Origin of the sequence: Acinetobacter sp. YH12117, assembly GCF_013418865.1 — a bacterium.
Classification (GTDB): Bacteria; Pseudomonadota; Gammaproteobacteria; order Pseudomonadales; family Moraxellaceae; genus Acinetobacter; species Acinetobacter indicus.
Window position 1 is genome coordinate 23,944 of sequence record NZ_VPBF01000002.1, and the last position, 21,456, is coordinate 45,399.

General features: G+C 46.8%; 18 protein-coding genes and 1 tRNA gene. 16 read left to right on the top strand and 3 right to left on the bottom strand.

Going from position 1 to position 21,456, the window contains the following annotated elements; all coding sequences use genetic code 11:
- Positions 1-31 precede the first annotated feature (31 nt).
- From FTU55_RS01245 to rpmE, 4 genes are all read left to right on the top strand, one after another.
- A complete protein-coding gene (locus FTU55_RS01245) occupies positions 32-2,188 on the top strand; it encodes an MFS transporter (protein ID WP_180045907.1) in 2,157 nt (718 codons plus the stop codon).
- Position 2,189: 1 nt separating this feature from the next.
- Complete coding sequence (gene gloA, locus FTU55_RS01250; RefSeq protein ID WP_005176820.1) at positions 2,190-2,591, top strand: lactoylglutathione lyase; 402 nt, start codon at positions 2,190-2,192, stop codon at positions 2,589-2,591.
- Between the two features lie 156 nt (positions 2,592-2,747).
- Positions 2,748-3,728, top strand: coding sequence for a bile acid:sodium symporter family protein (locus FTU55_RS01255; RefSeq protein ID WP_168408385.1), 981 nt, complete (start codon positions 2,748-2,750; stop codon positions 3,726-3,728).
- Positions 3,729-3,934: 206 nt separating this feature from the next.
- The gene (gene rpmE / locus FTU55_RS01260; RefSeq protein WP_005176824.1) at positions 3,935-4,162 is read left to right on the top strand and encodes a 50S ribosomal protein L31; all 228 of its coding nucleotides are present in this window, start codon (positions 3,935-3,937) and stop codon (positions 4,160-4,162) included.
- Positions 4,163-4,233: 71 nt separating this feature from the next.
- Here the strand turns inward: rpmE and FTU55_RS01265 are convergent, their stop codons facing one another.
- From FTU55_RS01265 to epmB, 3 genes are read right to left on the bottom strand one after another with little or no spacing between them, the layout of a single operon-like run.
- Positions 4,234-6,351, bottom strand: a complete 2,118-nt coding sequence (locus tag FTU55_RS01265; RefSeq protein ID WP_180045909.1) for an EAL domain-containing protein — start codon at positions 6,349-6,351, stop codon at positions 4,234-4,236.
- On the bottom strand, positions 6,333-8,078 hold the full coding sequence (locus tag FTU55_RS01270; protein WP_075174779.1) for a GTPase: 1,746 nt from the start codon (positions 8,076-8,078) through the stop codon (positions 6,333-6,335). Before FTU55_RS01270 ends, FTU55_RS01265 begins: the two co-directional genes overlap by 19 nt.
- 20 nt (positions 8,079-8,098) lie before the next feature.
- On the bottom strand, positions 8,099-9,115 hold the full coding sequence (epmB, locus tag FTU55_RS01275; protein ID WP_180045911.1) for an EF-P beta-lysylation protein EpmB: 1,017 nt from the start codon (positions 9,113-9,115) through the stop codon (positions 8,099-8,101).
- A 377-nt stretch (positions 9,116-9,492) separates the two neighbouring features.
- Here epmB and efp point away from each other — a divergent pair, with 377 nt between their 5' ends.
- From efp to FTU55_RS01335, 12 genes are all read left to right on the top strand, one after another.
- Positions 9,493-10,062: an elongation factor P gene (gene efp / locus FTU55_RS01280; RefSeq protein ID WP_180045913.1), complete on the top strand. Its 570-nt coding sequence runs from the start codon at positions 9,493-9,495 to the stop codon at positions 10,060-10,062.
- A 180-nt stretch (positions 10,063-10,242) separates the two neighbouring features.
- The gene (locus tag FTU55_RS01285) at positions 10,243-12,342 is read left to right on the top strand and encodes a carbon starvation CstA family protein (RefSeq protein WP_180045915.1); all 2,100 of its coding nucleotides are present in this window, start codon (positions 10,243-10,245) and stop codon (positions 12,340-12,342) included.
- A gap of 11 nt (positions 12,343-12,353) precedes the next feature.
- Positions 12,354-12,653 carry a YbdD/YjiX family protein gene (locus FTU55_RS01290; RefSeq protein WP_005176838.1) on the top strand — a complete coding sequence of 100 codons (300 nt, stop codon included), beginning with the start codon at positions 12,354-12,356 and terminating at the stop codon, positions 12,651-12,653.
- Between the two features lie 85 nt (positions 12,654-12,738).
- Positions 12,739-13,701 carry an AAA family ATPase gene (locus tag FTU55_RS01295; RefSeq protein ID WP_373685936.1) on the top strand — a complete coding sequence of 321 codons (963 nt, stop codon included), beginning with the start codon at positions 12,739-12,741 and terminating at the stop codon, positions 13,699-13,701.
- 2 nt (positions 13,702-13,703) lie between these two features.
- The gene (locus FTU55_RS01300; protein WP_005176842.1) at positions 13,704-14,615 is read left to right on the top strand and encodes a DUF58 domain-containing protein; all 912 of its coding nucleotides are present in this window, start codon (positions 13,704-13,706) and stop codon (positions 14,613-14,615) included.
- Positions 14,616-14,617: 2 nt separating this feature from the next.
- Positions 14,618-16,627, top strand: coding sequence for a DUF3488 and transglutaminase-like domain-containing protein (locus tag FTU55_RS01305; protein WP_180045919.1), 2,010 nt, complete (start codon positions 14,618-14,620; stop codon positions 16,625-16,627).
- 31 nt (positions 16,628-16,658) lie between these two features.
- Positions 16,659-16,735, top strand: a tRNA-Val gene (locus FTU55_RS01310).
- 208 nt (positions 16,736-16,943) lie between these two features.
- Positions 16,944-17,372, top strand: a complete 429-nt coding sequence (locus FTU55_RS01315; protein ID WP_005176977.1) for an I78 family peptidase inhibitor — start codon at positions 16,944-16,946, stop codon at positions 17,370-17,372.
- Between the two features lie 208 nt (positions 17,373-17,580).
- The gene (locus tag FTU55_RS01320) at positions 17,581-17,817 is read left to right on the top strand and encodes a hypothetical protein (RefSeq protein WP_180045921.1); all 237 of its coding nucleotides are present in this window, start codon (positions 17,581-17,583) and stop codon (positions 17,815-17,817) included.
- A gap of 344 nt (positions 17,818-18,161) precedes the next feature.
- Entirely contained in the window at positions 18,162-19,484 is a 1,323-nt protein-coding gene (locus FTU55_RS01325) for an NCS2 family permease (RefSeq protein WP_180045923.1), read from the top strand.
- A 67-nt stretch (positions 19,485-19,551) separates the two neighbouring features.
- Complete coding sequence (locus tag FTU55_RS01330) at positions 19,552-20,550, top strand: adenosine deaminase (protein WP_168395104.1); 999 nt, start codon at positions 19,552-19,554, stop codon at positions 20,548-20,550.
- Between the two features lie 145 nt (positions 20,551-20,695).
- On the top strand, positions 20,696-21,454 hold the full coding sequence (locus tag FTU55_RS01335) for a mannosyl-3-phosphoglycerate phosphatase (RefSeq protein WP_180045925.1): 759 nt from the start codon (positions 20,696-20,698) through the stop codon (positions 21,452-21,454).
- Positions 21,455-21,456 lie beyond the last annotated feature (2 nt).

Genomic DNA, 21,456 nt, shown 5'->3' on the forward strand with positions numbered 1-21,456 from the left:
CAACATTCAGTTTTTTGACAAAAATAATGTAATGACAACACAATCTACAGGATGGAAATCTGCCTTTACCGCATTTTTAGATCGGCGTGCGCTGATCATGCTGTTTCTTGGCTTCTCGGCCGGTATTCCCATTCTTCTTATTTTTTCCAGTTTATCGTTATGGTTAGGTGAAGCCGGCATTAGCCGTAATACCGTAACTTTCTTTAGCTGGGCGGCGCTGGGTTATTCATTTAAGTTTGTCTGGGCACCATTAATTGATGAGTTACCAGTGCCATATTTAACCCAAAAACTGGGCCGGCGCCGGGCCTGGCTTTTAATTGCCCAGGTCCTGATTATATGCGCCATCTGTATTATGGCCTTTTCAGATCCGGCCTTAGGGCAGACGCATCTCTACCAGATGGCGGTGGGTGCGGTGCTGCTCGGTTTTGCTGCGGCCACGCAAGATATTGTGATTGATGCCTATCGTATTGAGCTGGCTGAAACCCAGATGCAAACTGTATTGGCTTCGACCTATAACGCCGGTTATCGTATCGGGATGATTGTAGCTGGTGCGGGCGCTTTATTTCTGGCGGCGTATCTGGGCACGGCTAAAGGCAACTATATTTATGAGGCCTGGAAATACACCTATCTGGTGATGGCGGCGGTGATGCTGATCGGGATGTGTACCACGCTGGTGATTCGTGAGCCGGTGGTGGAGCGTGTCCGTAAAGAATATAAACGCAGCGATTATTATCGACTGGTGGTGGTGTTTTTTGTTGCCGTGATCAGTTTTGTGCTGAGTTATATCTATTCCGGTCAGGCGCTGGATGCGCTGAAAAACCAGCTCAGTATTCAGGATTCCTTCCTGCTGTTTACGCTGGAGGCGATTCGCTTTATTGGCTCGGGTGCGGTGGCTTTACTGGTCGGAACTGTGCTGGTCAAACTGGGTGCAGTCAATAAACAGATGGCTTTTGAAACCTGGGTGCATCCGGTCGCGGATTTCTTTAAGCGCTATGGTTTAAAGCTGGCTTTGGTGTTACTGCTGCTGATCGGGTTTTATCGGGTTTCGGATATTATTGCAGGGGTCATTTCCAATGTGTTTTATCAGGACCTGAACTTCAGCAAAGAACAGATTGCTGAAGCAGTCAAAGTCTACGGGGTGATTTTCTCATTGGTGGGTGGCTTCCTGGGTGGTTTGCTGGCCCAAAAAATGAATATCATGAAACTGATGTTTCTGGGCGCAGTGCTGGCCAGCTCGACCAACCTGATTTTTATTGGACTGGTCAAATCCGGGCAAAGCCTGAGTGATGTGCAGGTGAATGTCGGGGCGCAGCAATATAAGGTACAGGCCGATGAAGCCGGTTACTGGAGCGTACAGGTACCGAGCAACGTGCTGGCTCAGGCCAATCAGATTCAGGTACAGGCACAATACGCCAATCAGTCCGATCAGGCACAATTAAGCATGCCGTATTTGCAGCAGACCGGCACAGCCCAAATCCAGTTATTACCGATTACCTCGGATGACCGGATTTCTGTACAGGAAGCCGAGCAAAGTCTAGTGATTCGCGGGCAGTTGAGTGGTCTTGATGCTGCACAGCTACAACCTGAACAGCCGCTGAGTTTGGTTCTGGATGGCAAGGAATATCCGGCCAAGCTGGAAGAAGGTGGCCTGTTTAGTGGCGTGATTGAAGGCCAGCAGTTACAGACAGCGCAAAATAGCACGATTCAGGTGCAGGCCCGATTGCTGGATGGCAGTACGCTCAGTGCCAGCCGCGGTTATCAGCTGGCACAGCAACATCCGGCGCTGGATATTGATATTCAGGCCCTGACACCGGTAGATGTCAACGCTGATGCACCGATAGAAGTTCGCGGTAAGGTGATTAAACCGTATAGCAGCTTATGGCTCTATCTGGCAATTATTATTGATAATCTGGCCTCCGGTCTGGCCGGTGCGGCATTTATTGCCTTCCTGTCCAGCTTAACCAGTGTGTCGTTTACCGCTGTACAATATGCGATCTTTAGTTCGCTCATGACCCTCACCCCTAAAATTTTAGGTGGATATTCAGGTACCATAGTCAATAATATCGGTTATCCGAATTTCTTCCTCATGACCACGCTGCTTGGAATTCCAATTCTGATTCTGGTGGTGTGGGTGGCAAAATTATTGCGTGCTCATGAACACGCTCAAATTCAACAAAAGGACGAATAATATGCGCATGCTGCATACCATGTTACGTGTAGGCAATTTAGAACGGTCATTGCAGTTCTATACTGAAGTACTTGGCATGACTTTACTCCGTAAACGTGACTACGAAGAAGGCCGCTTTACCTTGGCATTTGTCGGCTATGGTGATGAAGACAACCATACCGTGCTGGAACTGACCCATAACTGGGATACAGACAGCTATGAGCTGGGCAATGGCTATGGTCATATTGCCATTGCAGTGGAAGATGCTTACAAAGCCTGTGAAGAAATCAAGGCGCGCGGCGGCAATGTGGTGCGTGAAGCGGGTCCAATGAAAGGCGGCGTGACCGTAATTGCCTTTGTGGAAGATCCGGACGGTTATAAAATCGAGCTGATCCAGCAGGATGACAATGCCCGCAATAACTAAGTTGGCGCAGTAGTATAGCGCCACAAAATAGTGAACATTAAGCCAGCAGACTAGCTTTATTGTTCCAGCCCAGTAAGATGGAACTTTACCGTGAGGTAAAACCCGCTGACTGGGCTTTTTTATGTCGATGCAAAAATAAAATCACAGGATGTAGACATGCTAAAACTACTTGCATTGGATCGCTTTACCATATTGTTAATTGTGATGGTGATACTGGCCAGTATCGTGCCGGTGTCTGGACAGGTCGCTGAAGTCTTTGGCGTTATTACCACGGCGGCCATTGCGGTGCTGTTTTTTTTACATGGCGCAAAGCTGTCCAGAGAGGCGGTGGTACAAGGTATCATGCACTGGCAACTGCATACGCTGGTGTTTGCATTTACCTTCTTGTTATTTCCAGTGTTGGGTCTCATGGCCAAACCCGTATTACTGCCGTTACTGGGGCAGGAGCTGTACTGGGGCTTTCTGTTTATGTGCTTCTTGCCTTCTACAGTGCAGTCTTCCATAGCCTTTACCTCGGTTGCACGCGGCAATGTCGCTAGTGCAGTCTGCAGTGCGTCTTTTTCCAATATTGCCGGCATGTTCATTACCCCGGTTCTGGTCAGCCTGTTTATTTTTGGCCAGTCGCAGCACGATTATGATCCGACCTCATCCATTATTCAGATTACCTTATTGTTATTGGTACCTTTTATTTTGGGGCAATTGCTGCGGCCATGGGTCTATCCATTTCTGGTCAAGTTCCCAAGTCTGGTTAAAGGCTTTGATCAGGGCACCATTTTAATGGTGGTCTATGGCGCCTTTAGTGGTGCTGTGGTGGCCGGACTGTGGAATGAAGTCAGTGGCACAACATTACTGATTTTGACTGTGGCCTGTTCGTTGCTACTGACCATCATCATGCTGCTGGCGCTGTACATCCCAAAATGGCTGGGCTTTAAGCGTGAAGACCAGATTGCGATTTTCTTCTGTGGCTCTAAAAAAACCCTGGCCAGTGGTGTACCGATGGCGCAGATTCTGTTTATTGGCCAGCCTTTGGGCATGATCGTGCTGCCAATCATGATTTTCCATCAAATCCAGCTGATGGTCTGCGGCATTATTGCCAATTACTGGTCGAAGCAGCCTGAAATTGAGAGCAAAGAATAATTCGCATATTGGCATAGATTCACGTATAATATGCCCCAACTTGTTGTGCTTAGCTCTGACGGTATCCGTCTCGGTGGGCCAAAAGAATGGTCTGTTGTGGTGTTGGTCTGCGGTTTATCTTGAATAAACAGCTTTTTTCCTCAGTCTTGAGAGTGATCAATTGCGACGACAGCAAAACCTTCTTTAATCTTATGGAGTAATCGACGATGCGCGCCGATATTCACCCAAAATATGAAAAATTAGTTGCTACTTGTTCATGTGGTAACGTGATCGAAACTCGTTCAGCTGTTGGTAAAGACACTCTTTACCTAGACGTATGTTCAGCTTGCCACCCATTCTACACTGGTAAGCAAAAGAACGTTGACACTGGCGGTCGTATCGACAAGTTCAAACAACGTTTTGCTGGTATGTCACGTTCTATCAAACGTGGTTAATACCCAGAATGAAAAAAACGGGCATTTGCCCGTTTTTTTGTGCCTGCACTTCAGGCGAAAAGTACAAGACCTTATTGGTCTTGTACATCAATGAGATGATCCAGTTTCTTCTGGAAGTAATCACCCTGAATATAACGGGCATCCACATTCCAGGCGTTGGCAAACAGGTTCATATCGTTTAGTTCATGCAGCACCACTTCCACCGGCTTGATTTCGCTAAACTGCTGAATCTGTTCCTGTAGCTCCTGAGTTGCGCTATCTTGCATCAGTTTGCTGGTCAGCGATGGATGCAGGGTCACATATTGCACATCCAGCTGTTTAAGAATGGATTCGCTATACATCGACTGGCCAAATTCACGGATAGAAATTTCCGCGCCATGCTGATGCAGCAAATGCATCTGCTTTTGGGCATCCATCAGGTTCTGGCTCACATCTTCTTCAGAGAATTGCAGAATTAACGGATAAGCCTGCTGACTGCCCACAATGGTAATCAGTTTGGACACAAATTCCGGGAACGCGCGGTCTTGTAACAGCACATGCTTGTTCAGGTTAACAATCAGCTTGGCTTCCGGATATTGGGTAATGAAGTTATGTAGCTGTTTGCAGGCTTCGACCAGAATCCAGCGATCCAGTTTAATGGCTAATTCAGGGTCTTCTGCTAAGTCAATTAAGCCAGTCAGTGGTTGCCATTCGTTATTGAAAATAAAGCCGCTGGTTACTTCGTAGGTATATAAGTTAGTATCATGCTTGTCGTAAAGTTGTTGATATTTCAGATGAATTTCATTACGATCCAGGCTGTGGCGTAAGGCGCCTAATAGCGATGAAGCAGCGGTTTCGACCACAGGTGCAACCTTTGGCTCGACAATTTCCAGCGACAGATCGGTCATGGATAAATCCAGTCCGAGGCTTTGCTCATCTTTTTGCTGATAAGGCAGTGCGGTTACAAAGGCACGTTCCATCAGCTGTTCAAACTGGGTGCTGTCGGCAATTTCACCTTCTAGTACCGCATAGCCCATACGGAAATTCAGCGGATAACTTTGCCCATTGACGCTCAATAACTGCGGTTTACTCAGTGAGCTGAGACCAATCAGTTTGGAATGCAAAATGGTGGTTGATTCTGCCTGAAACAAGCCAATATAGATCGATGAATTGACCTTGAATAAAGGCACATTGGTCTGTTCTTTCAGGAAGGTTTTAATATTACCGAAATAGTTTTTCAGCGTAACCCAGTCCGATTGCAAGACTTTTTCAGGGCAGGAGGCCAGGGCAAATACCACCAGCGCATTAATTTTGGATGGCTGATTGTTCAGGGTGCGGTTAATCAGCTGATGGGTCGGCTGCTGACCAGCTGTGCTTTCATTGCTGGCCTTGGCTGGTGCTGTAGCAGCTTGCTGAATATCAATGGTCAGCTGCAAGGCATCTTCATCAGTGGCCGGTAAAAATTCCAGCTGTAGCGGATTTTGCGCGGCGACATGACTATTTAAAGAGCTGTAGCTGAAACGGCCTAAATCAAACTGACCTTGCGATACTTTTTTAAAGCGCAGTTTAAAATCGGCTAGATCTTCCGGTTGCAACAGGTCAAGCAAAGGCAGACCAATAATCTCATCTTCATTCTGAAAGCCAAACAGCTGTAAATATTCCTGATTGGCCTGTACATGAATGCCTTCCTGAATAATCGCCACCGCCTTGTTGCTGTCTTCCACCAGAGACTGCGCCTGCGTCTGGGCATTTTCCAGCTCTTCTTTGAGCTGGGCATGGGTTTGCTGCAAACGGCTGAAAGAGAGGGCACGAAGCAGACCCAGATAGAAACTGTCACTATCGTTCAGGTTGACCAGATCATAAATGCCTTTGCGGATGAGGGCGCTATATTGGGTGGCATCATAGTCTTCAGGTTGCAATAACACCATCGGTAAATTCGGCTGTTTTGAGGCGCGAATCAGGGTCAGGGCCTGATCAATTTTCAAGTCGTAGGCGCGGCCAAAAATCACCACATCCCAGGTTAAATTCAGCTGTTTTTCAAAATTTTGCAGGTCATCGAGCAGGGTGGCCTGCACGGTATGTTCCTGTGCATTCAGCTGTTCGCAAATCTGATTAAAACGGATTTGGTTATCATCGATAATGAGTAAACGTGTTTCGGTACGTTTAAATTTTTTAGATAGTAAAGGATTTCTCACTTCAACGCTTCCCATAAATCTTGATTCTTAACGTCATTCATCTGCTTGTGAATAAAGGCATCGACTGTGGCTTGCTGCTGGTCATTTAACAGTTCAAAGTCAAAACGCATAAAGCTTTGAGTAATGAGTAACGGTTTAATTAAAAAGACTTTAATGTCTTCATCCCCTAAACGCAGCTGTACGGTCTGCTTGTCTCTTAATAATTGAATCCCCGGTAAAATAAGATGAGTGCTGACTTCATTTAGCTGTGAGCTCTGCATGAGCAGGGCAGGATGATAATGCCCGCTATGCCGGTCAGATTTCACATAGACGGCACATGGAATAATGTCCTGCGCCAGTACTTCAAGGCCCAGTTCCAGGGTTTTGTCAGTCGACTGTTTAATCCAGCGAATCACGCCGCCACGCCACGGACTTTGCGGATTTTCCTGCACCAGAATAAATTCACCGGTTTTAAGGTTTTTTGGCGTTTCACCTTCCCATTTAATCCGGTAACCATTCACACTGATATCCAGCACTTCCGCGCCGTAAATCTGTTTGGCTTCACGGTCCAGACTCTGGATTTTGCTGATGTCGGCAGTGGCATGACTGTGCATCTGGTTGATGAACTGGCTTTCACTCTGGAACTGGTAATTTTCACCCAGTTGCAGGGTTTCCTGAAAATTCTTGCCTTTAGACAGATAGAAGTGTGCCACGCTTAAGCCAAAGCAGATTTTGACCCGGGCCGAATATTCATAACGTTCATGGCGACGCTCAGGATTATGGGTGAGCAGGGTATGAATATGAAAATGCAGGGCTGGAGTTAAAAACAGCTTTTCATTGCGGGAGAAATGTTCTGCCTTGCGGCCCTGATTTTCACTAATATGATCCAGCAGCGCTTGTGTCGAAATAAAAATACCCGGCTCAAAATCACCCGATTGATGCGAGTTATAAATTGGCGGATAGTCTTTATTGGTATCGACAATATAGCGTGACAGGGTGGTTTCTTTGGGCAAAATCTGAATCAGCTTGACCCAGTCAAAACTGCAGAGATACAGCCCCTGAATTTCGGCTGGACGAATCTGATGGGTATTGAAAATATCCAGCAGGATTAATTGCACATAGGCCTGACTGATATTTTGCAGCTGATGCTGGGTGCCTTGCAGATGGTTAATATTGTTCTGATGAAAATTGTGCTGCAGCGCGCAGTTAAACAGTTGATGCGCAGTGAGCCATTGCCCGGAAAATGGCGAGCTATATAGCATCTGTTGCTGATACAGCAATAAGGTCAGTTGTTGCAGCGCATAATAGGTGGCGACGGTACGCGCAGTCTGCAGGTTCTTTTTCAGGTTAAAGGCAAAAATGGAAAACTTCTGCTGGGCCAGCTGGCGGTGACTGCGGCGCGCGATTTCAATATAGACTTTGGCAAAATGACTACGTAACAACAGCGCCAGCTCGATAATATGCTCATTGCGGTCGCTGCTAATCAGACCCTGGTTAAAAAAGTGTTTTTCCAGGCTGGTCAGGACATTTTCCAGCGTCGGGTGAATGGCCTGAATCAGGTCAAAGCGCAAGGTTTCCTGACATTTGAGTTCAGAAATTTCCAGTAAGGCTTTGAACAAGGCTTTTGACGAGTCCCCAAGCTGTAAAATGGATAAGTCAGCTGCCCACTCCTGAATACTTTTGACAGAATTCTGGCAAAAACTGAGCTGTTCCAATTTCAGCTCAGTGGCAACCTGAAAAATATCTGAATGATTCATAGTCATCGTTGTTATTTAACTCAAATTCAAGCAGTTGAAACCCCAAAAAGCGGTGTTTTATTCTTTTCGCCCGCAATTTCCCTAACGAGTTTAGGAACCAGATAACCCGGCAAGTTCGCTAAAACCTCTTTATAAATAAGATCGATGTCCTGTGGCATCAGATCGAAATGATGTGCACCTTTCACTTTATCTAATACATGCAAGTAATACGGCATCACCCCAGCATCGAACAGGCGATAACTTAAATCGACCATAACCTGAGCAGAATCATTCACCCCACGAAGTAAAACTGCCTGATTCAGGACGGTAATTTGATGTTTCACCAGTGTATTTAATGTACGGCAAGTGAAGTCATCCAATTCTGATGCATGATTTGAGTGTACCACCAGAATAATCCGTAGCCTACTGTTTTTTAATATGGAAATCAGCGCTTCATCGACACGGTTGGGGATTACAATCGGAACGCGTGAATGAATTCTCAAAAATTTAATCTGTGGCAGCGATTCCAGACGTTCGATCCAGCTCTGTAAACGTCGATTGGTTAACGTTAATGGATCACCGCCACTTAAAATCACTTCATTAATGTCGGGCTGAGACTCAATATATTGCTTGATGTTTAGCCAATCTTCATTTTTGGGCAGGTTGTCCTGATAGGGAAAATGGCGGCGGAAACAGTAGCGGCAATGTACCGCACAAGCCCCGGTCAGGGTCAGTAAAAAACGCGACTTATATTTGTGCAGGACACCCGGTTGCTGATTGGCCTGTTCTTCACCTAAGGGATCGGTGACAAATTCAGGATGATCTTCCAGTTCCAGATGATGTGGCAAGACCTGTAACAGCAGCGGATCAAAGGGATCGGCGACTTTCATTTTTCCGACGAATGCACGCGGCACACGTAATTTAAACTGTTCAGATGCCAGAATTGCGCCGGAGAGTAACTGTGCAGGCGACAGTTGCAGAAGATTCAGCAACTCCTGAGGATCGGTAATTAAATCACTGAGCTGTGATTGCCAGTTTTGCTGTTGATACAAATAGTTTGTCATGCCGGAAAAGAATCATGGAAGTGGGAGGGCAAGGCCTAATCGTGCTAGTTTAACAGTTTGCAGGCGCTGGGAATGTGCTTTGTGTGCGAAAAATCAGGACATCCGGGCCAGGCGGAGTCCAGAGCGAGCTGCGCTGATTTTAAGCATCTGCCAGTTGGGAATAAAGCCGGTAGATGGATATCTGCTTGTAACTTAGGCAGCAGCGGCCGGTTAAACAAGAATTTTTCATTGCGGCAAGGCATATTGGTCATTTAGAATACGTCACATAAAATGAATGTGCATGTGGCAACTAATGTTCGTGTCAGACTTGCTAAATGACATCGCAACAGCCCGTAGCATCGATAGCTTAAAGTTAGTAAGTTTGGAGTGTGCCAGTCATGGCCAATTATTCTACGAATGAATTCAAGTCAGGCCTTAAGGTTATGCTTGATGGTAACCCATGTTCAATCATGGAAAACGAATACGTAAAACCAGGTAAAGGTCAGGCCTTCAACCGTGTGAAATTACGTAACCTTAAAACAGGTAAAGTATTAGAAAAAACTTTCAAATCTGGTGACACATTAGAAGCAGCTGACATCGTAGAAGTAGAAATGAACTACTTGTACAATGACGGCGAAATGTGGAACTTCATGGATCCTGTATCATTTGAACAGATCGCTGCAGACAAAGTAGCCATGGGCGATGCTGCAAAATGGTTAAAAGATGATTCAAATGAACTTTGTACAATTATGCTTTGGAACGGTGTTCCACTGTCAGTAAGTGCTCCAAACTTCGTTGTACTGAAAATCGTTGAAACTGATCCAGGCGTTCGTGGTGATACTTCTGGCGGTGGCGGTAAACCAGCAAAACTGGAAACAGGTGCTGTGGTACGTGTTCCATTGTTCGTTCAACAAGACGAAAGCGTTCGTGTAGATACCCGTACTGGTGAATATTTAGAGCGTGCATAATGGTCTAAAAATAGACTATGATCGAAAGGGATGATGAATAATCATCCCTTTTTTAATGCCTATACATCCAAAGTCTTAGAGGCAGTCAAGAAGAACAAGCGTAAAGTCGCAAGGGAAAACAGCAGTACCTCGAACAACAAGAATCGCGCTGATTTAATGCAACAAAATATGAGGGATTGAATGGAAACTCTACAAGCGAAGCCAACCATGACTTCGAAAATCATATGGCTCATCATAGCCATTGTCGGAGCAGTATCCTTTGGGATTCTTGCGCTCAATCGTGGTGAGCATGTCAATGCAGTATGGCTAGTCTTGGCCGCTGCCTGTGTCTATAGCATTGCTTACCGCTTCTACAGTTTATTTATTGCCAATAAAGTCTTTGAACTCAATGCTAGGCGTTTAACTCCCGCGCATCGCCTGGCCGACGGTTTAGATTATGTTCCGACCAATAAAAGTGTCTTGTTCGGCCATCACTTTGCTGCAATTGCCGGTGCCGGACCGCTGGTTGGTCCTATTCTGGCAGCACAAATGGGTTATTTACCGGGCACCATCTGGCTACTGGTCGGGGTGGTGCTGGCCGGTGCGGTACAGGATTTCCTGGTGTTGTTTATTTCGACCCGTCGTGACGGCCGCTCACTGGGTGAAATGGCCAAGCAGGAACTGGGCAGCTTTGCCGGTATTATCGTGATGCTGGGTGCACTTGGGGTGATGATTATTATCCTGGCGGTACTGGCGCTGGTGGTGGTGAAAGCCCTGACCAACAGTCCGTGGGGTGTATTCAGTATTGCCGCCACCATTCCGATTGCCATTTTTATGGGCATTTACATGCGTTTTATCCGTCCGGGTAAAATTGCAGAAGTGTCGATTATTGGTTTTGTGCTGATGATGCTCGGTATTATCTGTGGTGAAAACATCGCGCAACACCCATACTGGGGGCCATTCTTTACCCTGACAGGTACCGAACTGACCTGGGCGCTGATCATTTATGGTTTTATCGCTTCTGTACTCCCAGTCTGGTTGCTGCTTGCACCGCGTGATTATCTGTCAACTTTCTTGAAAATTGGTGTCATTGCAGGTCTGGCGATTGGTATTTTATTTGCCATGCCGGAAATGAAACTGCCAGCGGTCACCAAGTTTGTTGATGGGACTGGTCCGGTATTTGCCGGTTCGCTGTTCCCATTCCTGTTTATTACCATTGCCTGTGGTGCGATTTCCGGTTTCCACGCCCTGGTGTCTTCAGGCACCACGCCAAAACTGGTCAACAACGAACGCGATATCCGTATGATTGGTTATGGCGGTATGTTGATGGAATCTTTCGTGGCGATTATGGCGCTGATCTGTGCCGCGGTGCTTGATCCGGGTGTGTATTTCGCGATTAACTCGCCAGCGGCTTTACTGGGTACGTCGGTAGATACGGCAGTAGAAGCTGTGCGTAACCTTGGTTTTGTGGTCACGCCTGAAGCCTTGACCTTGCTGGCCCAGGAAGTCGGTGAAAACTCGATTCTGTCCCGTACTGGTGGTGCGCCAACCTTCGCAATTGGTATGGCCCATATCATCACCGAGATTTTCAATAGCCGTGAAATGATGGCGTTCTGGTATCACTTTGCCATTCTGTTTGAGGCGCTGTTCATTCTGACAGCGGTGGATGCCGGTACCCGTGCCTGCCGTTTTATGGTTCAGGATACCGTAGGTATTGTGATTCCTGCAGTGAAAAAATCACACAACTTCTTTGGTAACTTGCTGGGCACGGCAGTTGCAGTGGCTGGTTGGGGCTTCTTCGTTTATCAGGGCGTGGTCGATCCACTTGGCGGGATTAACAGCTTGTGGCCACTGTTTGGTATTGGTAACCAGATTCTGGCTGCCATGGCGCTCATCCTTGGTACTGTCATCCTGTTCAAGATGAAGAAACAGAAATATGTCTGGGTGACCATCATCCCGACCGTGTTCCTGTTTATCACCTCGATGACTGCTGGCTGGCAGAAGATTTTCCACGAAAATCCGAAGATCGGCTTCCTGGCACAGGCAGAGCGTTTCAATACCGCGATTGCCAATAATGAAATTCTGGCACCAGCCAAAAGTATTGCGGAAATGCAGACTGTGGCAATGTCGAACCAGATTAATGCGGCATTGTGTGGCTTCTTTATGATTGTGGCGTTTGTGATGCTGTTTGCTGCGATTGGGGTGATTCGCCGTGCCTTGGCCAATCCGGAACCAACCGTGCATGAAGCAGAAGCAATTTACCGCGATCCTGAAGATATTCAGCCGGCCAAAGGCCATTAAGGAGCGAGAAGATGAATCTGAAATTTGCTCGAGCGGGTAAAACGGTGATTTATAAAATCATCAAAATGACCGTGATGTCGCAGAAGGATTTAATCCTGAATCCTAAAAACTGGTCGCGGATTGCCACATTGTGGCAGCGTTTGCAGCAAAGTTTCCGGCTGATGGTGGGGGTGCCTGATTATCAGACCTATCTGGAGCACATGCGGCAGCATCATCCGGATCTGGAAGCGATGGATGCCAAAACCTTTTACCGGCACTGTGTCGATTCACGTTATCCATCTTCCGGAAACCTGAAGAAGTGTCCGTGTTAAAAGTCTAGAAATCGTCTGATTTCTTTAGAAAAAAAACAAAACGGTGTATGTTAGGGCATACACCGTTTTTATTTGGGGAATGAAGGTGATTTGGGGCATGAAACAGGATAAGAAATCGGAACCAGTACACGATCAGGCGAAGCTCCAGAGCGAGCTGCAGCGCTATGCACCCAGAATCCAGCAGTTCCTTGAACAGGTCAACCAGATTGTTCTCGATAAACAGCAGCAAACCAAACTGGCACTGGTCTGTTTACTGGCTGGCGGCCATGTGCTGTTTGAAGATTTACCCGGTCTGGGCAAAACCACCTTATCCAGCAGTCTGGCGCATTTGGCCGGACTAAAATTTCAGCGGATTCAGTTTACCAATGACATGCTGGCCAGTGATGTAATTGGGGTGAACATGTTTAATCAGAAAGAACATCAGTTTGAGTTTAAGCAAGGCCCGATTTTTACCCAGATTTTACTGGCCGATGAAATTAACCGCTGTAGCCCGAAAACCCAGAGTGCCTTGCTGGAAGCGATGGAAGAGGGTAACGTCACGGTCGATGGTGTACGTTACGAACTGCCGCAACCATTTTGGGTCATTGCTACCCAGAATCCGCTGTTTCAAAGCGGAACCTATACATTGCCTGAATCACAACTGGATCGCTTTTTAATGCGTTTATCACTGGGCTATCCATCGCGTTATGCAGAAAAACTATTGCTGCAGCAATCTTCCCGGCAGAGCCTGATTGCCAGTTTGCAGCATGTGTTTAGTGAAGATGAAATCCTGGAATTACAACAGCAGGTGCATCGGCTATATGTCAGTGACGCCGTGCAGGATTATATTCTGGATCTGGCCGAAGCCAGCCGTAAAAACCGGCATGGACTATCGACGCGCGGAGTACTGGCCCTGAAAAAAGCCGCCCAGGCACATGCGTTAATTGAACAGCGCAGTTTTGTCACTCCGGATGATGTACAAGCGGTTTTTGTGGCGGTGGTGGCACATCGTATTGGTTTAAGTGAGGGTGAAACCCAGCAGCTGCTGCAACAGGTGCAGGTCAGCTAAGTATGCTCGGGCAGAATTTTTGGCAGCACTGGCTGGAAAAGCGTTTTCAATTTCAGCAGAAAAAACGCCTCACGCAAAAAGATGTGCTGGTATTTATTTATCAGCAGGGTTATTTATATCTGGTGCTTATCCTGATTACCTTTGTGGCCGGTATTAACTATGCCAATAACCTGATTCTGGGCTTCTGCTTTTTAATTAGCGCGATTTTATGTATTAGTTTTTATTTGACCTTTAAGCAGCTGCATGGCTTGCAGCTTGAGGTGGTGGCACAGCAGGTCGGGCAGGCCGGGGAAAATGTCCAGCTGCACCTGTTTTTTCAGCAGGATACGCCACAGCTGCGTTATCTGTGGATTCAGGTTGATCAGCAATTACATAAACTGGCGCTGAGTGAAGCCAAACAGCAGTATAGCTTAGCTTTTTATACTGCCCAGCGCGGCAAGTTTCATTATCCGGCCATCCAGTTATATTCGGTTTATCCCTTTGGTCTGGTACGTGCCTGGACCTATCTGTATTTCAATGACTTTGCCTGGATTGCACCGAAAGCGGCGCAGCACACCACTGAAAATAAACACAACCGGCACAATGAAGAACCTGATTTAGATGAATTCCGGGAGCTGCGCAGTTATCAGCTCGGAGATTCCTTGCAGGCAGTGTCCTGGAAACAGGTGGCGCGTGGCCAGGGCTTATACGTCAAGGTCTTTGAGCAATATCAGAATCAGCAGCAGCTTGAAATTGACTATGCGCAGATGCCCAGCACATCGCATGAAGAAAAACTCAGCCTAATGATGGGCCTAGTCGAGCAGTGTGAACAGCAGCAATGTGCCTATGCCCTGTATTTGCCGCAGGTAGAATTACCGGCCGCCTGTGGCGAGCAGCAATTGCTGCTCGCCAAACAACTGTTGGCGCAGGCATAAAGATGAATTCCAGTATCCGTATTTCGATTCTCTCAAGCCTGGGCCTGCTGTTACTGGCACAGCTGATCTATCTGCCTGTGCTGCTCAGTATAATTTTTATCATCATCCTGATTAGTCTGTATTTCAGTCTGCAGCCCGGGCGTCAGCCGATTGCCAAATACTGGACCTTTAGCCTGATTGCGCTGGCGCTGCTGAGTATTTATTTACAGTACCGCGCCTTTATTGGGGTAGAGGCCGGCGTGGCGGTGTTATCAACCTTTTTATTTGCCAAGGCCCTCGAAACCCGAACCCGGCGCGATGTGATTATCCTGTTCAATTTCGCGTTATTTGTCAGTGCCAGTTCCTTCCTGTTTAGCCAGTCAATCTGGATGGCCTTTATGGTCATTTTAAGCCTGCTCAGTTGTCTGATCGGGCTGTATCGCCTGCAAACCAGCGAATTTGAATATCAGGCTTCGGCTGTACAGGCCTTAAAACGCGATGCCCGCCATGTGGGGCGTTTTGTGCTGTATGCACTGCCATTTTTTGTCTTGCTGTTTATGTTTTTCCCGCGGCTACCGCCACTGTGGCATATTCCGATTCCGGAAAATAAAGGTATTACCGGAATTAGTGACAGCATGTCGCCGGGCGATATTGCCGAGCTGTCACAATCTAGCGCGCTGGCCTTTCGGATTATTGGCGATGTGCAGCAACTGCCACCACGGCATGAGCTGTATTGGCGGGCGATGGTGCTGGATGAATATGATGGCCAGCGCTGGCGTAGCAGCTTTGTTAACCAGCAGCCGTTAATGCGTAGCGATGTATTGCAGCCGGCGCATGCGCGTAGTTTTGATTATCAATATCTGGCGGCTGACCCGGGCGTGCGTTGGGTGATGGGGCTGGAGAAATCGGTACCGCTGGAGCGCCGTTATTATAGCCAGCAGGATTGGGGCATTGTACCGCGGCGTTTAACCCAGCGGGTTGAGCCGATTCCGTTGCGCTGGATCGGCGATATCCAGGCTCAGACCGTGAGTAATGCTCATCTGAATTTACGCATCAATACTCAATTTCCGGTACAGCAGGATCTGCAAGCACAACAATTGGCCCAGCGTTTATTTTTGCACAGCGGACAATATCCTGAGCGTTATGTACAGCAGGTGCTGCGCTGGTATCGGGAAAATGGCTTTGTATATACCTTAACCCCGGGGCGATTAGGGCAACATCGTGTTGATGAGTTCCTGTTTCAGTCACGTCAGGGCTTTTGTGAACATTATGCTTCCAGTTTTGTGATGCTGATGCGTTATGTCGGAATTCCGGCGCGGGTGGTCACCGGTTATCAGGGTGGAGAGCTGGCCCCAGATGGTAAAAGTTGGGAAGTACGCCAGTTAGATGCGCATGCCTGGACCGAAGTGCTGTTAAACGGCAAATGGCAGCGTTTTGACCCCACAGCAATGATTAGTCCGCAGCGGGTTGAGCAGGGCATGCAAAACCTGATTGCGGAAGATCAGGCGGTATTGGGCGAGCGCGGCAGTGGCTGGACTTATCGGCATTATCATTTAATGAATAAACTGCGTATCTGGAGCGACTATGCCAGCTATCAATGGCAAAGCAAGGTGGTGGGCTATAATGCCGAGTCGCAGCGGGGCTGGCTGGCCAAACTGGGGCTACATTCCAGCTATGCCAATATCCTGATGCTGATACTGACCATTTTAGGTCTGCTGGGGCTATATATGGCCTGGTTGTATTATCAGCATCTTCGCCGGCAGCCAAAACTTGCCCAGCTGTTGCAGACGTTTTCGAAGCCGTTACCGCCTGAATTACAGAAAAAGCCTGCTGAAACCTTTAACATGTGGATGTCTCGTTTGGCGGCTCAGGCTGAGTCACAGCAGCATCATGTGTTTAAGCAGACCGTGCAGTTATATGAGCAGATGCAGTATGCATCTGAGCAGGTTTCTGAGGCAGATTTGAAAAAATTCAAAGCATTGCTGAATTCTTGTGCATCTGCATTGAAAAATCATAGAAAAGGCTTGTCATAAAATTTAAAAGTGAATATGATGCGTCACATATAGGCGTATAGCTCAGTTGGTTAGAGCGCTACGTTGACATCGTAGAGGTCTCCAGTTCGAGTCTGGATATGCCTACCAAATTTTAAAGGCTTATAAGTGAAACACTTATAAGCCTTTTTTAATGTCTGTAATTTCTCCATCCACCAATTTATCAGTAATAGCTCTATATAAGTCAAAGCTGTCCCTCATCAAGACTAACAAGAAGCTTTCTCCCTCTTTTGCAAAAAGACACAGCAGGTCCAGTAAAATTTGCTAGGCTAATATTTTTTATACAAGAATACTGCCCATGAAAAATATTGTTCTTTTTGCTGCGCTTGCAGCCTCGCTTATGGCCTGTAGCACCGTACAGCAACCCCCAGCACAGGTAGGACTTGCCAATCCGGCCAGTCAATATTGTATTGAACAGGGCGGCCGACTGGAAATTAAAGACGAACACAGTGGTCAGGTGGGCTATTGCCATTTGCCAGATGGCAGTATCGTTGAAGAATGGGCGCTGTTCCGTCAGCAGCCAGGCCAGTGTGTGGCAGAAGAAGCCAAAAAACTGATTGGGCAATCGGGCAGTTTGCCACAGAGCGAAATCAAGCAGCGGACCCAGGCCAAAATTGTTCGCAGCGTCCATCCTGGCCAGCCGGTCACCATGGATTATCGCGCTGACCGAGTCACAGTAACCATTGATCCGAACAGTAATAAAATTGTGCAAGCATCCTGCGGTTAAGGCTAAACAGTCCGCCCAGTGCGGACTTTTTTATGGGTGTCAGGAAATTGAAATTTCAATAGGTGAGGGTAGGAGTGAGTTAAAGGCCAATTGAATGCTTGAATTGTTAAAATTTGATTAATACACAAACTGAAAGTTGTGACATGGTTCACATATTGTTTATTTTTCTGTTAGTATAAATTAAATTTGTTTAATAATAGTAAAGAGCATGAGGCAAATCCTGATCGTGACCTTTATTGTCATGGTTGTCCTGTTAATGGTCTGGGTGTTTCAGCAGGAACAACACCGCAGACAACAAGAAATGCAGAATATTGTGCAGGAGACACGCGACTCTCTGGATCTGATTGAACAAGATCGGGCTTCACATCGTTCATCGCTGGATGATCACGTGCGACAGATCGAACCCTCTATTGAGCGGGCTGGAAGTTTAGGCCAAAAATTCTAATTCAGCATGAAATGCTCTGAATGCAAATTAAAGATAAATTTTAGAAACAATGAAAAATCAGTGTGATATAATTTACCCATTAGACAATTAAATTAGCGTATTTATTTTTTAAATAGTTGATTTAATTATGGTAAGTAAAGCTGCATAAAGTTATGCGGCTTTTTTGTTTAGAATTTATCTGATTTGAGCTGTTAAGGGCTCAAAGCATAATGGCTAAATAGACTTATCCTGTGCGTGTAACTTTTGGCATATCCGTTGCTTGGCAATGCTAGGGGTAGGGATGAATTTTCTCCGTACTTTCGCATCACTGTTGGGTATTTAAGTTTATTTACAAGGGCGAGGTCATGACGACTCCTAATCCATCTTCAGAAAATGTGCTTGAGCGCTTATTTAAGTTAAGCGAAAACAAGACCAGTTTTCGTACTGAGGTTCTTGCCGGTGTAACCACATTCTTAACTATGTGTTACATCATTATTGTCAATCCAATGATTTTATCCGAAACCGGGATGGATCACGGGGCTGTCTTTGTTGCAACCTGTCTGGCAGCCGCAATTGGCTGTCTGGTGATGGGACTGATTGCCAACTATCCGATTGCGCTGGCACCGGGTATGGGCCTGAATGCCTATTTCACCTATTCGGTCTGTCTGGGCATGGGTGTGCCTTGGCAAACTGCGCTGGCTGCGGTGTTTGTATCCGGTCTGGTGTTTATTGCCATCAGCATGTTCAAAATTCGTGAAGCCATTGTCAATGCCATTCCAATGTCCCTGAAACTGGCCATTGGCGGCGGGATTGGTTTATTCCTGGCCTTAATTGCACTAAAAAACGCAGGCATTATTGTCCATAACCCGGCGACTTTGGTGGGTCTGGGTGACTTGAAACAGCCTTCAGTGCTGTTGGCCTTATTTGGCTTCCTGATGATTGTGGTGATGCACCAATTCAAGGTGCGTGGTGCAATTATCATCAGTATTCTGGTATTAACGGCTATTTCTACGGCTTTGGGCTTAAGCGAATTTAAAGGTGTGGTCGGTGAAATCCCGTCTATCGCGCCAACGTTCATGCAAATGGACTTTAAAGGTCTGTTTACTGCCAGCCTGATCGGGGTGATTTTCGTCTTCTTCCTGGTCGATCTGTTTGACTCAACCGGTACCCTGGTCGGCGTTTCACATCGTGCGGGCCTGCTCAAAGATGGTAAATTGCCACGTTTGAAAAAAGCCTTATTTGCCGATTCATCTGCCATTGTAGCGGGTGCAGCACTGGGTACCTCTTCAACCACACCGTATATTGAATCGTCTGCCGGTGTTGCTGCTGGCGGCCGTACCGGTCTGACTGCGGTAGTGGTCGCGGTGCTGTTTGTACTGTGTTTATTCCTGGCACCACTGGCCCAATCGGTACCAGGCTTTGCTACTGCACCTGCCTTGTTATTTGTGGGTGTGCTGATGATTCAGGGCATTGTACATATTGACTGGGAAGATATTACTGAAGCGGTTCCAGCCTTCCTGACCATCGTATTTATGCCATTTACCTACTCAATTGCGGACGGTATTGCCATGGGCTTTATTAGCTATGCGCTGATCAAGCTGTTGACCGGTAAAGCCTCATCTGTGCCATATATGGTGTGGATTATTGCAGTATTGTGGGCATTAAAATTCGCGTTATTTGGCGGTTAATCCCCAGCAACCATTTTGAGGGTGTAAACTCGGTTTGCACCCTTTTTTATTTTCATGAGGATGAGAGATGAATCAACTTGAGCTGATTCGCGCCTTACCCAAGGCAGAGTTGCATGTCCATATTGAAGGGACGTTTGAGCCAGAACTGATGTTTGCCATCGCGCAGCGTAACAACATTGCCATTCCATATCAGTCAGTCGAGGAAGTCAAAGAGGCCTATAACTTTCATAACCTGCAGTCGTTTTTAGACATCTATTATGCCGGTGCCAATGTACTGGTACATGAGCAGGACTTTTATGATCTGGCCTGGGCCTATTTTGAAAAGTGTGCAGAAGATCAGGTGGTACATACCGAAATGTTCTTCGATCCGCAAACTCATACTGACCGCGGGATTGCCTTTGCGACAGTAATTAACGGTTTGCAACGTGCCTGTGATGATGCACAAAGCAAACTGGGCATCAGTTCCCGTTTAATCATGTGTTTCTTGCGTCATCTTAGCGAAGAAGCAGCATTTGTAACGCTGGAGCAGGCACTGCCGTATAAAGAACAGATTATTGCAGTCGGTCTGGATTCCAGCGAAGTGGGGCATCCGCCTGCTAAATTTGCCCGCGTTTTTGCCAAAGCCCGTGAATACGGTTTCTTGGTGGTGGCGCATGCCGGTGAAGAAGGTCCACCAGAATATATCTGGGAAGCACTGGACTTGCTGAAAGTGAATCGTATTGACCACGGCGTGCGTTCTGAAGAAGATCCGGCACTGATGCAGCGTCTGATTCAGGATGAAATGCCGCTTACGGTGTGCCCGCTCAGTAATTTAAAACTGTGCGTGGTGCAGGATATGCGGCAGCACAATATCCGCCGTTTGTTACAGCAGGGCGTGAAGGTGACGGTTAACTCGGATGATCCGTCTTATTTCGGCGGCTATATGAATGACAACTTTATTGCCATTACCGAAGCGTTAGATTTAATGGCAGATGAGTTAAAGCAACTGGCGATTAACTCTTTTGAAGCCTCGTTCCTGCCAGCAGCGCAGAAACAGGCCTGGATTGAAAAAATCCAGGCGTTATAAGCGCATCTAGCTTCATAAAATGATGAAAAAAATAGGCCTACTTCATGTAGGCCTGTTACTTTATTGTTATAAAAAAGTAAGTTAAACCAATATTAAGCTGAGAATCTTATAGGATTCTAAACAGATAAAGCCAATATAAGTACAGATGCCAAAATTTATAATTTTTACAGATTTAGATGGGACTTTATTAAATCATGATAATTACAGCTATGGGCAGAACACAGAGCTGATCCAGCGTTTAATTCCGGACTCTCCGGTTATTTTATGTAGCAGTAAAACTGCAGCGGAAATCCGCCATTTGCAGCAACAGCTCGGTTTAAGCGGCATGCCTTTTGTGGCTGAAAATGGGGCATATATCTATTTTAATGCGCAGCATGACTATCAAAGTCCCTTATCCAGTACCGACATTGCGGTGCAACTACAGCAGTTAAAAGCAGACTATGGCTTAAATTTTCAATGCTTTAGTGACTGTGATGCTGCGCAGATTGCAGCGCTGACCGGTTTGGTGTTGGACGATGCAGCCCGGGCTTTAGAACGTCTGTATAGCGAAGTCATTATCTGGAATCCGGACAGCCGAACCGAAGACGAAGCGATATTGTCGCAACATCTGGCCAGTAATTTGCATATGGTTCATGGTGGACGCTTTAGCCATATTTTAAGCCGTGACTGTGATAAATCGCTGGCGGTGAACTGGCTGAAACAGTTTTATCCGGCACAAACGGTGTGTATTGGGCTGGGGGATAGTGAAAATGATCTCGATATGCTGAAAGCCTGTCAGCATGCTGTGGTGGTCAAACGGCCGTATAAAGCAGCATTGGCATTAGAACACGATTCTGTGTACTTCACCCGGCAGCAGGCACCAGCGGGTTGGGCAGAAGGATTACAGTACTTTTTACAACAATAAAC

Bases quoted from the DNA above. Each gene is read 5' to 3' on its own strand.
- epmB (WP_180045911.1), bottom strand. From the start codon at position 9,115: ATGACAAACTATTTGTATCAACAGCAAAACTGGCAATCACAGCTCAGT.
- efp (WP_180045913.1), top strand. From the start codon at position 9,493: ATGGCCAATTATTCTACGAATGAATTCAAGTCAGGCCTTAAGGTTATG.
- FTU55_RS01270 (WP_075174779.1), bottom strand. From the start codon at position 8,078: ATGACTATGAATCATTCAGATATTTTTCAGGTTGCCACTGAGCTGAAA.
- FTU55_RS01300 (WP_005176842.1), top strand. From the start codon at position 13,704: ATGCTCGGGCAGAATTTTTGGCAGCACTGGCTGGAAAAGCGTTTTCAA.
- FTU55_RS01305 (WP_180045919.1), top strand. From the start codon at position 14,618: ATGAATTCCAGTATCCGTATTTCGATTCTCTCAAGCCTGGGCCTGCTG.
- FTU55_RS01325 (WP_180045923.1), top strand. From the start codon at position 18,162: ATGACGACTCCTAATCCATCTTCAGAAAATGTGCTTGAGCGCTTATTT.
- FTU55_RS01335 (WP_180045925.1), top strand. From the start codon at position 20,696: ATGCCAAAATTTATAATTTTTACAGATTTAGATGGGACTTTATTAAAT.
- FTU55_RS01320 (WP_180045921.1), top strand. From the start codon at position 17,581: ATGAGGCAAATCCTGATCGTGACCTTTATTGTCATGGTTGTCCTGTTA.
- FTU55_RS01245 (WP_180045907.1), top strand. From the start codon at position 32: ATGACAACACAATCTACAGGATGGAAATCTGCCTTTACCGCATTTTTA.
- FTU55_RS01285 (WP_180045915.1), top strand. From the start codon at position 10,243: ATGGAAACTCTACAAGCGAAGCCAACCATGACTTCGAAAATCATATGG.
- FTU55_RS01290 (WP_005176838.1), top strand. From the start codon at position 12,354: ATGAATCTGAAATTTGCTCGAGCGGGTAAAACGGTGATTTATAAAATC.
- rpmE (WP_005176824.1), top strand. From the start codon at position 3,935: ATGCGCGCCGATATTCACCCAAAATATGAAAAATTAGTTGCTACTTGT.
- FTU55_RS01330 (WP_168395104.1), top strand. From the start codon at position 19,552: ATGAATCAACTTGAGCTGATTCGCGCCTTACCCAAGGCAGAGTTGCAT.
- FTU55_RS01265 (WP_180045909.1), bottom strand. From the start codon at position 6,351: ATGGGAAGCGTTGAAGTGAGAAATCCTTTACTATCTAAAAAATTTAAA.
- gloA (WP_005176820.1), top strand. From the start codon at position 2,190: ATGCGCATGCTGCATACCATGTTACGTGTAGGCAATTTAGAACGGTCA.
- FTU55_RS01315 (WP_005176977.1), top strand. From the start codon at position 16,944: ATGAAAAATATTGTTCTTTTTGCTGCGCTTGCAGCCTCGCTTATGGCC.
- FTU55_RS01255 (WP_168408385.1), top strand. From the start codon at position 2,748: ATGCTAAAACTACTTGCATTGGATCGCTTTACCATATTGTTAATTGTG.